Annotated in this window: 12 protein-coding genes; 6 read left to right on the top strand and 6 right to left on the bottom strand. The window is 46.2% G+C overall.

Translation table 11 applies throughout. The annotated features are described in order from the left end of the window. Genes ICN38_RS06130 through panD form a run of 3 tightly spaced genes read left to right on the top strand, consistent with a single transcriptional unit; the run spans position 1 to position 3,560 of the window. Positions 1–915: an ion channel gene (locus ICN38_RS06130; protein ID WP_216256167.1), complete on the top strand. Its 915-nt coding sequence runs from the start codon at positions 1–3 to the stop codon at positions 913–915. Continuing rightward, on the top strand, positions 912–3,179 hold the full coding sequence (locus ICN38_RS06125) for an arginine/lysine/ornithine decarboxylase (RefSeq protein ID WP_216256166.1): 2,268 nt from the start codon (positions 912–914) through the stop codon (positions 3,177–3,179). Before ICN38_RS06130 ends, ICN38_RS06125 begins: the two co-directional genes overlap by 4 nt. A gap of 15 nt (positions 3,180–3,194) precedes the next feature. Continuing rightward, complete coding sequence (panD, locus tag ICN38_RS06120; protein ID WP_216256165.1) at positions 3,195–3,560, top strand: aspartate 1-decarboxylase; 366 nt, start codon at positions 3,195–3,197, stop codon at positions 3,558–3,560. Between the two features lie 8 nt (positions 3,561–3,568). Here the strand turns inward: panD and ICN38_RS06115 are convergent, their stop codons facing one another. From ICN38_RS06115 to argH, 3 genes are read right to left on the bottom strand one after another with little or no spacing between them, the layout of a single operon-like run. Beyond that, on the bottom strand, positions 3,569–5,101 hold the full coding sequence (locus ICN38_RS06115; protein WP_216256164.1) for a TRAP transporter large permease subunit: 1,533 nt from the start codon (positions 5,099–5,101) through the stop codon (positions 3,569–3,571). Then, positions 5,098–5,649, bottom strand: coding sequence for a TRAP transporter small permease subunit (locus ICN38_RS06110; RefSeq protein WP_216256163.1), 552 nt, complete (start codon positions 5,647–5,649; stop codon positions 5,098–5,100). Before ICN38_RS06110 ends, ICN38_RS06115 begins: the two co-directional genes overlap by 4 nt. A 5-nt stretch (positions 5,650–5,654) precedes the next feature. Then, a complete protein-coding gene (gene argH, locus ICN38_RS06105; RefSeq protein ID WP_216256162.1) occupies positions 5,655–7,073 on the bottom strand; it encodes an argininosuccinate lyase in 1,419 nt (472 codons plus the stop codon). A gap of 42 nt (positions 7,074–7,115) precedes the next feature. Between argH and hemC the strand changes: the two genes are divergently transcribed. Together hemC and ICN38_RS06095 are read left to right on the top strand one after the other, a co-directional pair. Next, positions 7,116–8,093, top strand: a complete 978-nt coding sequence (hemC, locus tag ICN38_RS06100) for a hydroxymethylbilane synthase (RefSeq protein WP_216256161.1) — start codon at positions 7,116–7,118, stop codon at positions 8,091–8,093. Between the two features lie 21 nt (positions 8,094–8,114). Continuing rightward, positions 8,115–8,939 (top strand): uroporphyrinogen-III synthase, encoded by an 825-nt coding sequence (locus tag ICN38_RS06095; protein ID WP_216256160.1) that lies wholly within the window; start codon positions 8,115–8,117, stop codon positions 8,937–8,939. Here ICN38_RS06095 and ICN38_RS06090 read toward each other — a convergent pair. From ICN38_RS06090 to ICN38_RS06080, 3 genes are all read right to left on the bottom strand, one after another. Then, entirely contained in the window at positions 8,936–9,508 is a 573-nt protein-coding gene (locus ICN38_RS06090) for a chorismate lyase (protein ID WP_216256159.1), read from the bottom strand. The two genes, ICN38_RS06095 and ICN38_RS06090, sit on opposite strands and share 4 nt — an antisense overlap. Positions 9,509–9,510: 2 nt before the next feature. Then, entirely contained in the window at positions 9,511–11,019 is a 1,509-nt protein-coding gene (locus tag ICN38_RS06085) for a DEAD/DEAH box helicase (RefSeq protein ID WP_216256158.1), read from the bottom strand. A 264-nt stretch (positions 11,020–11,283) separates the two neighbouring features. Continuing rightward, positions 11,284–12,681: a coniferyl aldehyde dehydrogenase gene (locus ICN38_RS06080; protein ID WP_216256157.1), complete on the bottom strand. Its 1,398-nt coding sequence runs from the start codon at positions 12,679–12,681 to the stop codon at positions 11,284–11,286. A 49-nt stretch (positions 12,682–12,730) separates the two neighbouring features. On the opposite strand from ICN38_RS06080, the gene msrA reads away from it, so the two are divergent. After that, complete coding sequence (msrA, locus tag ICN38_RS06075; protein ID WP_216256156.1) at positions 12,731–13,303, top strand: peptide-methionine (S)-S-oxide reductase MsrA; 573 nt, start codon at positions 12,731–12,733, stop codon at positions 13,301–13,303. Positions 13,304–13,312: the final 9 nt, after the last annotated feature.

The raw sequence follows: 13,312 nt of genomic DNA, 5'->3' as shown, positions 1-13,312 counted from the left end.
GTGCGTAAATTTCATTTCAGTAGTAATCCTGCTAGGATTAATCTGGATGAATATCGCGCTACGCTAATACGTTCCGCTGCCGCACGCCCAGAAAACAATTTCTATCATTGGCTATTAGGTACCAGTTGGACCAGCTTTTTATTGCTAGTGATCTTGGTGTACTTAAGTACCAATCTTTTATTTGCTATTGCCTACCTGGCTTGTGGCGACGGTGCAATTACCCATGCTGAACCTGGATCTTTATTAGATGTCTTTTTCTTTAGTGTTCAAACAATGGCCACGATTGGCTATGGTCGCATGACGCCAGTAGGGCATTGGCCTAACTCGATTGTGACCTTTGAGGCTTTCTTTGGCATCGTCTATTCAGCGTTAACTACGGGTTTGGCATTTGCACGCTTTACGAGGCCCACCGCTGGTGTGCGCTTCTCAAAGGTCGCTGTTGTAGGCAAACACAATGGTATTAAAACCTTGAAGTTTCGGGTTGCTAATGACCGCAGCTCACATATTGTTGAGGCACAACTGCGCCTCTGGATGATCGCAGAAAGTATGACTGCAGAAGGTGAGCGCTATCGCCGTTCAGTAGAGTTGCCTTTACATCGCTCTGAGAGCCCTGTCTTTTCCTTGACCTGGACTGCCATGCATAGCGTGGATGCACAAAGCCCTTTAAATGAATTTTTAGGTGATGGCGTTTTAGATGGACATTGGCATCTTCTGATTACATTTACTGGCTACCACGAAAGCTTGGCTAACCAGGTTTATGCGAGACATGTTTACTTGCCGCAAGATGTCCAGCAAAATGCGTCATTTGTCGATATAGTCACTGTTTTGCCAGATGGTGGACGAGTCATTGATTTGTCCAATTTTGAGAAGTGGGTTCCGAATACATCGGACAAGTTAGCAGGGGAGTATTTATGAAATTTCGTTTCCCAATCATCATTATTGATGAGGACTTTCGTTCCGAAAATATTTCGGGTTCCGGAATTCGCGATCTAGCCGAAGCGATTGAGACAGAGGGCATGGAGGTTATCGGCCTGACTAGTTATGGCGACCTTACTTCCTTTGCTCAACAAGCATCTCGCGCTTCTAGCTTTATCGTGTCTATTGACGATGAAGAGTTTGTGACGGATTCAGAAGATGAGGATCTACCTGCTTTAAATAATTTACGTGCCTTTATTACTGAGGTTCGTAAGCGCAATGAAGATATCCCGATCTTTTTGTATGGCGAGACCCGTACCTCACGTCATATGCCAAACGATATCTTGCGGGAATTGCATGGCTTCATTCATATGAATGAAGACACCCCAGAATTTGTAGCACGACATATTATTCGTGAAGCGAAGGTGTACTTGGATTCATTAGCGCCACCTTTTTTCCGCGCGCTTACCAATTACGCTTCTGAAGGCTCCTATTCTTGGCATTGCCCAGGTCACTCTGGCGGGGTAGCTTTCTTGAAAAGTCCTGTAGGTCGTATGTTTCATCAATTCTTTGGTGAGAATATGCTCCGTGCTGACGTCTGTAATGCTGTTGAAGAACTTGGCCAACTGTTGGATCACACTGGCCCAGTGCTCCAGAGTGAGCGTAATGCCGCCCGCATCTTTAATGCTGACCACCTTTTCTTTGTAACGAACGGCACGTCAACCTCAAACAAAATTGTTTGGCACTCTACCGTTGCCCCAGGCGATGTAGTGCTGGTGGACCGTAATTGCCATAAGTCTGTCATTCACTCCATCACCATGATGGGCGCGATTCCGATTTTCCTGATGCCAACGCGTAATCACTTAGGGATTATTGGCCCCATTCCAAAAGAAGAGTTTGAATGGAAAAACATCAAAAAGAAGATTGATGCAAATCCCTTTATTAAAAATAAGGATGTCATTCCGCGTGTAATGACCTTGACCCAAAGTACTTATGACGGAATTATTTACAACGTTGAGATGATTAAAGAAATGCTCGACGGTAGGGTAGATTCTTTACACTTTGATGAAGCTTGGTTACCCCATGCTGCATTCCATCCTTTTTATAAGGATATGCATGCCATTGGCGCTGACCGTAAGCGCACTAAAAAGAGTTTGATGTTTGCAACTCAGTCAACACATAAGTTACTTGCCGGTCTTTCTCAAGCATCTCAGGTTCTGGTTCAAGATGCTGATGAGCATAAGCTAGATCGAGATTGCTTTAATGAGGCTTACTTGATGCACACTTCAACTAGCCCACAATACGCAATTATTGCTTCTTGCGATGTCTCTGCTGCCATGATGGAATCTCCTGGTGGTACAACCTTAGTAGAAGAATCCATTGCTGAGGCTATGGACTTTCGCCGCGCGATGCGTGAAGTCGATGATAAGTTTGGTGCCGATTGGTGGTTTAAGGTTTGGGGACCAGATCACTTAGCAGAAGAGGGCATTGGTGAGCGCTCAGATTGGATCTTAGAGCCTTCTGCTTCCTGGCATGACTTTGGCAAGCTGGCAAAAGATTTCAACATGCTTGATCCAATCAAGGCTACGGTTGTTACTCCAGGCTTGGATATTGAAGGTAACTTTGGCTCAATGGGAATTCCAGCGAGCATTGTGACTAAGTATTTGGCGGAGCACGGTGTAATCGTGGAGAAGTGTGGCTTGTATTCCTTCTTCATTATGTTCACTATTGGTATTACCAAGGGTCGTTGGAATACCTTAGTGACCGAGTTGCAGCAATTTAAAGATCACTTTGATAAGAACGCTCCTTTATGGAAAGTCTTGCCAGAGTTTGTAGCTAAGCACCCACGTTACGAGCGTGTTGGTCTGAAGGATATTTGCCAGCAAATTCATGAGTTTTATAAGAGCCGTAATGTAGCTCGTATGACTACGGAGATGTATACCTCCGATATGGAGCCGGCAATGATGCCATCAGAGGCATGGGCTAAGATGGCGCACAAAGAAGTGGATCGTGTTCCGCTCGATCAATTGGATGGTCGTGTCACGGCGATGCTAGTAACGCCATACCCACCAGGTATTCCATTGTTGATTCCGGGCGAGCGCTTCAATAAGCGAATTGTGGATTATCTCTACTTTGCTCGGGACTTTAATGAAAAATTCCCAGGTTTTGAGACCGATATTCATGGGCTTGTGAAGGCAGACATTGATGGACGCAGTCAATACTACGTCGATTGCGTCAGACAAGAACCAGACATTACATTGTAGGTTAAGGAGAGATTTATGAATCGTATTATGTTACTGGCCAAGATTCATCGTGCCACTGTTACTGAAGCAGATCTTCACTACGAAGGTTCTTGCGGTATTGATGAAGATCTTTTAGATGCGGCCAATATGCGTGAGTTTGAAAAGATTGAACTTTACAATATCAATAACGGTAATCGATTCGCTACTTACATCATCAAGGAGCCCCGTGGCTCTGGAAAAATTTCTTTAAATGGTGCTGCTGCAAGAAAGGCTCATCTCGGGGACCACTTAATTATTTGTACTTACGCAGCTGTACCGGATAGTGAGGTGCCCTCTCATGTTCCCCACGTCATTTTGGTTGATGACGATAATCGCATTAAAGAAATTAAGAAGGTAAATTAAGTAAACCTCTACTTAAGAGGTTTATCTAGCTGGAACTGCACTGGAGCATCTTCATCCCCTTTGTTGGGGGATGTTTCTGATGCTTTATCTTCCCCGTTGGTGAAATTAAATTCTTGGCTTTGGATGATTGCTGCTGGCTTGTCGAGTAAGGTGGTGACTAGAGCGGGGAAGGCAATCACCACAAGGACCATAATTAGCTGTAGTCCGACCCAAGGTAATGCACCCCAATAGATGTCGCTGCTCTTTACTTCCTTGGGAGCTACCCCTCGCAGGTAAAACAGGGCAAAACCAAAGGGTGGATGCATAAACGAAGTTTGCATATTGACGCACAGCATGACACCAAACCAGACTAAGGCTGCGCTAGCCGCCGCCTGAGGATTGCCATTCATAGAATCTAGCAATACTGGTGAAAGAAGCTTTACTGCTACCGGAGCAAGCAAGGGCACCACGATAAAAGCAATCTCAAAAAAGTCTAAGAAGAAGGCTAAGAAAAAGATAAAGAGATTGACAACAATTAAAAATCCGACCCATCCACCCGGTAAATTGGAAAAGAGTTCTTCAACCCAGTGACCGCCATCTACCCCTTGGAACACGACGGAAAAACAAGTAGAGCCGATCAGAATAAAGATAACCATCGTAGTGATGCGCATGGTGTTTTGATACGCTTCTTGAATTAAACCCTTGAGATTGGGAATACTTGCTCTTCGAAGCCACGCTAACAGCAGCGCACCCATTGCACCCATAGCTCCGGATTCGGTAGGCGTGGCAATACCAGTCATGATGGTTCCCAAGACCAAGAAGATCAGCACAGCTGAGGGAATAATTCCCATGAGACATTTTTTCCAGAGCGACCAACCTTTCAGGGTGAGCTCACTTTCAGGAACTGCCGGCAAATAATCTGGACGAAAGCGACTCAAAAAGAAGGTATAGAGCGCAAAAAGCGCAATCTGCAAAAGAGAGGGACCCCAGGCACCTAGATACATGCTGCCAACATCTGCACTACCGCTTTGGGTTTTGAGTTGATCAGCCAAAACGATTAGTACCAATGAAGGGGGGACTAATTGCGTAATCGTGCCAGAAGCCGCTAATACGCCCGTAGCGTAGCGCATGTTGTAGCCGTAACGCATCATCACTGGTAATGAGATCATCGCCATGGCGATCACCTGAGCAGCTACTGTGCCCGTAATAGCACCCAAGATAAAGCCAACGATGATGACTGAGTAACCTAGCCCCCCTCGAATGCGCCCAAAGAGCTGCCCCATAGAATCTAGCATTTCTTCTGCAAGGCCACAGCGCTCGAGAATAGCCCCCATAAAGGTGAAGAAGGGGATTGCTAAAAGTAAATCATTAGCCAGTACGCTACCAAAAATTCGTTGAGGAATGGCTTGTAAAAAAGACATCCCAAAAAAACCTTCGCTCATGGCGATTACGGAGAAAAATAAGCCCGCAGCCATCAAAGAAAATGCCACTGGAAAGCCAATCAACATAAAGAGGACCAAACCACCAAACATCAAGGGAGGCATCCACTCTAAGGGGATCATTGGGTAGGCTTTTCGTAATGGAGGTCTTCAGGGGGCAATGCAATATCTCCCTTAAGGGCACCGATACGCTTGATGATTTCAGAGAGACCTTGCAGGCTCAGCATAAAAAATCCAAAGGGCACTACAAATTTAATGGGATAACGTGCCATTCCCCCAGCATTGAGTGAATGCTCCATAACTAACCAAGAAGGATAAAAGAGGGAGGTCCATGAGAGCCAAGTAAATAGAATGCAGGCGGGCATTAGGAAGAAAATCAAGCCAAACAAATCAACCCAAAGACGACCACGATTAGAAAGCTGTGAGTAAATTAAATCCACTCGGACATGTTCATTACGCTTGAGGGTGTATGCGGCGCCTAACATGACAGCCGCACTAAAGAGATACCACTGAAGCTCTAGCGGCCAATTATTACTAATATCCAGACCATATCGAAGTAAGGCATTTGCTGCCGAAACCACGCACGACAATAAAATCATGATGCTAGCAGCGCTAGCCAGCAGCTGATTGATGCGATCGATGCCTGCCGAGAGCTTAGACCAGAACCCCATGCACTTTAGAGATCTGTGCGACCTCTTTTAATAGCAGCAAGAACTTGTGATGGTGCGGTACCGCCAGCATGCTGACGCGATTGCACTGATCCATCGACTGTCAATAAAGCAAATACATCATCACTAATCAGTTCGGGGCGACTGTCTAAGCCACAGGCAAAGCGCAATTCAGAAAGACTGAGATCAGTGAGCATGCAGTTTCTGCCAACGCAAGCCTTCACTGCATGAGCAACTGCTTCGTGTGCATCTCTGAAAGCTAAACCTTTTTTCACTAAATAATCAGCCAAGTCAGTAGCGGTGGCAAACCCTTCCTCAGCTGCCGCCTTCATTACTTCTGCTTTAACTTCAATATGGGGAATCATGTCTGCAAAGATACGCAAAGTATCTTGTACGGTATCTACTGCATCAAATAAAGGCTCTTTATCCTCTTGATTATCTTTGTTGTAGGCAAGTGGCTGACCCTTCATAAGGGTGAGCAAAGCAATTAAATCACCGTAGACACGACCCGTTTTGCCACGAGCTAATTCTGGTACATCAGGATTTTTTTTCTGCGGCATGATCGAGCTGCCAGTACAAAAGCGATCAGGCAGATCTATAAAGCCAAAGCGCGGGCTAAGCCAAAGGATAAGTTCTTCGGATAAACGAGAAACGTGCATCATCAAGATGGCTGCAAAGGCGCAGAACTCAATGGCAAAGTCCCGATCAGATACTGCGTCGACAGAATTGTTGCAAATGCCATCAAAACCTAAAATACGGGCTACTTGTTCACGGTCAATCGGGTAAGTAGTTCCGGCCAAGGCTGCAGCACCAAGAGGTAATCGATTAAAGCGTGCGCGCAAATCCGTTAGACGACTTGCATCACGACTAAACATTTCGTAATAGGCCATTAAGTGATGACCAAAGGTAATCGGCTGGGCAACTTGTAAGTGAGTATGACCAGGCATGATAGTAGCGGCATGCTTTTCGGCTAAATCTAAAAGAGCAGTGCGAACACTTTTCAGGGTAATCTGAATATCATCAACACTGCCACGTAACCATAGACGTAAGTCGGTCGCCACTTGATCGTTACGTGAACGACCGGTATGCAGGCGTTTGCCAGCATCGCCGACTAACTCAGTCAGACGTGCTTCAATATTTAAGTGAACATCTTCTAAAGCTAATTGCCAGTTAAATTGGCCGGACTCAATTTCACATTTAATTTGAGCCATTCCTTGTTGAATATCAGCCAAATCCTGGGCGCTGATAATCTTTTGGCTAGCGAGCATTTCTGCATGGGCTAGGGATCCAGTAATATCGACCATGGCAAACCGTTGATCAAAGCCAATGGAGGCTGTATAACGTTGTACAAGTTCGTCTACCGGTTCGGTAAAACGGGCCGACCAAGCTTGGGCTTTGTTGGCTAAGGAATTTTTAGATGAGCTCATAAACACAGTATATTGGTGTAGGTCTTTTTTATTTTAAATGTTATGTCCCAAACCTTAAATTCTTCCCCTCCAGCTGCAGTCCCAGGCTCCCCAGAGCGCTTAGTCATTGCCTCCCGTGAAAGTCGCCTAGCCATGTGGCAGGCAGAACACCTACGGGATTGCCTGAAAAAGCTCTATCCAGAGTGCGATATTCAGATTTTGGGAATGACCACCCGGGGTGACCAAATTTTGGATAGAGCCCTCTCAAAAGTCGGTGGTAAGGGCTTATTTGTAAAAGAGCTAGAAGCAGCGCTGGAAGATGGGCGCGCTGATTTGGCGGTGCACTCCCTCAAAGATGTTCCGATGGTGATGCCCGATGGATTTGATCTGGCCTGTGTGATGACTAGAGAAGATGCTCGCGATGCTTTTGTTTCCAATGACTATGCAAGTCTTGAAGAACTACCCAAAGGCGCCATCGTGGGTACTTCGAGCTTACGTCGAGAATCTGTTCTCAGAGCAAAGTTCCCCCATTTAGAAATTCAGCCTTTGCGAGGTAATTTAGATACCCGCATGGGCAAATTGGATCGTGGTGAGTACCAAGCAATTATTTTGGCAGCAGCCGGATTAAAACGTCTCGGTCTAGAGAGTCGTATCAAAGCATTTCTACCCTATGACCCATATACTCCTGCAGCAGGTCAGGGTGCTTTAGGTATTGAGACCCTCATTAAGCACCCCAACATCAAGCGATGGCTCGCACCCTTAAATGACATACCAACCTTGTTAGCAGTTTCAGCGGAGCGTATGGTGTCACGTCAGTTAGGTGGTTCTTGTGAAGTACCATTAGCTGCACATGCGGTGTGGGACAAGAATCAGATGCAAATTCGATCTTTTGTGGCTAGCACTGATGGCAAGTCAATATGCTTGGCTAATGGCAATGCAGTTGTTCAGTCGGTTGAGGATGCTGAAGCCTTAGGTCTTGCCGTTGCACAGGATTTACTAGCGCAAGGTGCAGCTGACCTCATTCCGAAAATTGCAAAATAAGATTGCAGTTAGCTTAGAACCATGAGCGCCAAGACAATCATAGTTACGCGGCCTAGTGGCCAGGCACGCCAACTCATTGAAGTTCTAACCAGCAGTATTGAGCTTAGTGGCGTTGCTAAGCGTAGCTTGCCTGATATTTTATCTTTACCTTTATTAACTATCGTGCCAAAGACTGATGAGGCCTTGTCAGTTCATATTGCAATTCTCTTACAGGATGCAGACCTGGCCATCTTTGTTAGTCCTAATGCGATTGAATGTGTGATGCGCTTATTGGAGCGCAGTTGGCAAGATTTTTCAAAAAGAATTATTCCAATCGGTGTGATGGGGGGAAGTAGCAAATTAGCTCTGCAGCATCATGGCGTCGGAATGGAAACTAACCCCACACCTATCGTGATGCCCCAAGATAAGGAGCGATGGGACTCTGAGGGTTTATGGCAGGAGTTACAAAGCTTGGGCTGGAATTGGCAGGGTAAGAGGGTGATTATCTTTAAAGGCGAGGGAGGGCGCGATTGGATGGCCGATACCTTAAAAAATGCAGGTGCTCAGGTCGACGAGATTTCAAGCTACACCCGCGTGCCCTTGGATATTGATAACCCTGCATGGGATAGCATTCATAAACTTGATTTTTCTAAATCTCTTTGGCTATTAACGTCATCCGAAGCGGTACGATATTTGGGTAGTGTGATTCAGGATCAATTTACCCAGAACTTCAGTAGCGCAAGCGCACTTTGCCCGCATCACAATATTGCGGATGCTGCTGATGAGATTGGTTTTGGTGAAGTATTTACAACAGAACCTGGCGATGAGTCTTTGGTCAAAGCCAGCTTAGCTTGGTTAACTCTCTAAGCTTTAGGGTAGCGTAGTAGCTCTGGCAAGAAAATTTCATTGACTAGGATGGGATGTCCCTTTAATTGATAAAGAGTCCGGCGCGCCCATAAGGGTGAGCTCAATTTTGTGTAATTCTTAAAGCACTTTTTCCATAAAGCACTCTGTTTATCTAAACGGGCAATGTCACGCGGCGGCTTTGGCTTGCAATGCTGACGTTCTTTAGCAAATAACACTGCACCTAAAGGTTTTTTACCTAGACGCAAAATACGATGGTTACTGCCGCTAGAACTTAAGGTGGGAATCACACTATGCGCCATGACTAAAGGTGTGTCATTGCAGCAGAGTAGAACTTGACGTACTCGACACCGTCTAACCCGGAAATGAAAATAGCGACTTTCGTCGCTATTGAGTGATTGAGGGCAATCGCGCAAAACCTGAACTTCCAGTTTTTGACCAATGATTTGCTCAATTTTTTGAGTGAGAGATCCAGTATCACTCAGCCAGGCTTGCCACTTGAGTGGCGCCCGATGAATCTCACCGGAACCGACTCGATTCCATGCAGAACGGAGACGATAACGGTGAGTCATTTTTAGCTGCCGCTAAAGTTTCTGCGTTGACCACCAGCTTTTGGTTTCGCAAAGCGTGGACCAGCCGGACGTGAATCTGCTGAGCGGGCAGGACGTGAGTCATCAGAACGCGCAGGACGTGAATCTGCTGAGCGTGCAGGACGTGAGTCAGATGAACGACCACCACCAGTAGCGCCACCACCAAAGCGAGATTCGGAACGAGCACCAGAGCCATAACGACCGCCGCCGCCACCGGAGCGATTACCACCGCCACCGCCGCCAGAGCGACCACCAGGACGACCGCCGCCGCCACCAAAGCTAGGTTTAGCTTGTGGCTCGAGACCAGCGATGACTGATGCCACGATATCTTGCTGTGTAAAGCGTTCGATATTGCGGATCTTAGCGCGATCACGATGTTCAACCAAAGTGATAGCAACACCATTACGACCAGCGCGACCAGTACGACCGATGCGATGGGTATAGTCCTCAGGCTTCATTGGCAAGCCAAAGTTAATCACGTGACTAATACGTGGCACATCGATACCGCGAGCAGCTACGTCAGTCGCAACCAATATTTTGGTGTGACCTTTACGCAAAGACTCAAGGCGACGCATACGCACAGCTTGAGGCATAGCGCCGTGAAGAGCAGTTGCTTCATAGCCATTAGCGCGCAAGGTGTCAGCGATTTTTTCGCTTTCAACTTGAGTGCTTGCAAACACAACTGCTTGATCCAAAGAGGCATCTGCCAAAATGTGTTCGAGCAATTTATGCTTGTGTGACATGCTGTCGGCCCAATGTAACTTCTGTTCGATATTGGCATGTTTTTCACCTGCGTGAGCAAGTTCAATACGCTTTGCATCTGTAGTTAATGCATTAGCCAAAGACATAATCTTTGGAGCAAAAGTTGCAGAGAACATCAAAGTTTGGTTACGTCCAGCGCAACGTTTATCAATTGCTTCGAGATCATCTGCAAATCCCATGTCGAGCATGCGATCGGCTTCATCGATAACGAGTTGTTTGACATCATCAAGGCGAATCGCTTTGCTATCACACAGATCGAGTAAGCGACCTGGGGTTGCAACAACTAACAATGCACCTTTCAGAGCCTGGATTTGCTTGCCGTAAGGCATGCCACCCATGACGGTTGCAATACGAATACCTTTCATGCCGCGAACTAAGTTCACTGCATCAGCGGTAACCTGTTGAGCTAATTCACGAGTAGGGCAGAGCACTAACACTTTAGGCTGTGCACGACCTGGTACGGGTGAGTTGTTTGGGTTGGATTCGATCAGTTGATTAATCAAAGGCAACAAAAAGGCTGCGGTTTTACCGCTACCGGTTTGGCTGCTGACCAATAAGTCACCACCAGCTAAAGCAGCAGGAATAACCTGGGCTTGAACAGGAGTGGCTTGGGTAAAACCCAGTTCAGCAACGTTTTTAAGAAGTGGCGCCGCTAGGGCGAAAGACTGGAAGGAACTTCCAGCATGTTTTGAGTCTTGCGACTCATGATTAGTTTCTTTAGAAAAAGTCATGCTATTACACGTCCCCTTTTGAGGGAAGTCTCCGTATGTTGCACCCATGGTTTTTAAAGGGTGCGATGGTCAAAGGCATCGACCATCAGACAAGCGGCAGCGCGTTTTATGAACTTCGGTGTTTATAACTTCTAAACGGTACGCTGAAATATAGCTGGGGGGCGATGAATCAAATTGCTTGAAAAAGCCTCTCATTATGGCAGATTAGCGCCCAAATTGCAAGGGTTTTCCCGAATTAATTAGTGGTGAAGTGTTGCTACTGAATTACTTTAGGAAGCGCAATAAACGCTCAACCCCTTTTCCATAAGGTGGGCGGGCGAGCTTGCTGCCTTTCCAAAGATTAAAACCTAAGAAACCGCGTACTTGTAATACGGATTTGCGATGACTAAAAATATCAAAGCCAGCCTTACCGTGATAGGCGCCCATCCCACTTGTACCTGTTCCACCAAATGGCAGTGACTCTACGGTGGCGTGCAACAAGGTGTCATTAATAGTGACACCGCCTGAGCGAGTTTCTTGCAAAACTTTTTGCAGATTCTGTTTATTTTTTCCAAACCAATATAGTGCAAGTGGATTGGGTTTGCTGTTGATGTACTGAATGGCTGAAACAGTATTGCTAATAGTCACCACTGGCAATATAGGCCCAAAGATTTCCTCATGAAGTACGCGCGCATCATCTGAGACATTAATTAATACAACTGGTTCGAATCTTCTCGCGCCAGCAGACGGATTGCTAAGGAGTGGAATTGCTTGAGCGCCGCGATCAAGAGCATCGGCTACAAGATGTTGCCAATATTGCAGTTGAGCATCATCAATGGGTCCCGTGAGTTCTGTTGGCTTAGAAAATTGCTCCTGAGCTGCGGCTTGTAATTGCGTTATAAAACTATCACGCTTGTCTTGTTCAATCAGGACGTAATCTGGGGCAATACAGGTTTGACCGCTGTTGAGTAACTTTCCATAAGCGATGCTACCCGCAGCCTCCTCTAGATTGGCTGAGGAATCTACTATCGCTGGCGACTTGCCGCCAAGCTCTAAGGTAATCGGTGTTAAATGTTCTGCGGCAGCGCGCATCACTTTTTTACCAATACTCTCAGTACCAGTGAATAAGAGATGATCAAACGGTAGTGCGCTAAATTGCTGAGCTACTTCTGTATCTCCAGCAGTGACACAAAACTCGGTAGGGTGAAAGTATTCCTGAATGAGATTGGCGAGGAACCCTGAAGTACGCGGGCATCGCTCTGAAGGTTTAAGCCAAACTCGATTGCCGGCAGCAAAAGCGGAGATAGCTGGCAAGAGAGCTAATTGCACTGGGTAATTCCAAGGGCTTAAGATTCCAATAACACCTAGAGCTTGATTTTGTATCCAGGCATTTGAAGATCCCAATGTCATAGGTGTCTCCACTGGAGTTTCTTTTATCCACGCTTTGAGATGTTTGCGGGTGTATTTGCAGGCCTGGTAAATCATCTGAAATTCTGCCAGACGGGTTTCGATAGGGTGGCGTACCCCAAAGTCAGCCATCAGAACTGTGCACAGTTTTCCTTCATTAGCCTTGACCATTTTTTCAATGCGGCCAATTCGCTCTAATCTGACTTCTAGCGAGGGATTGGGTTCTGTGGCAAAGGCTGCCCTTATTTCATCGAGTTGGAGGGTAAAGCGATTCATAGCATTTAAGATCTTGGCAGACAATGGAATAAGGCATTAGGATAAAGCTATGAATGAAAAATTGAATAAAACCCCGTCTGAATTAGAGCGTGCCACCTTGGGTGGCGGATGTTTTTGGTGTCTTGAGGCTGTCTATCAGCAAATTCAGGGCGTTCAATCGGTTGTTTCAGGTTATGCGGGAGGCCCTCGACCGAACCCCAGTTATGAAGCCGTTTGCACTGGAACAACTGGGCATGCTGAGATTGTAGATATTGTCTTTGACCCCCAAATAGTTTCATTTCGAGATCTACTCGAGATATTTTTTGTGATTCATGATCCGACAACTTTGAACTATCAAGGTAATGACCATGGTACTCAATATCGCTCAGTGATTTTTACGCACAGTGATTTGCAGACCACAATAGCCCATGAAGTAGTGCAAGAGTTAGCGGATTCGAAGATTTATACTTCGCCCATCGTGACGCAGATTGATGTTGCACCAATTATTTATCCTGCAGAGGAGTATCACCAGAACTACTTTGTACAGCATCCCAATCAAGGTTACTGTATGGCAGTGGTTGCCCCTAAGCTGGCTAAATTTAGAGCAAAATTCAAAGCGCTGATAGCGCCTCAATATTCGTAGCTATCAGCA

This window comes from Polynucleobacter sp. AP-Melu-500A-A1 (assembly GCF_018882125.1).
Classification (GTDB): Bacteria; Pseudomonadota; Gammaproteobacteria; order Burkholderiales; family Burkholderiaceae; genus Polynucleobacter.
The sequence above is the reverse complement of the archived record's forward strand: the minus strand, read 5'-3'. Positions and strand labels throughout refer to the sequence as shown.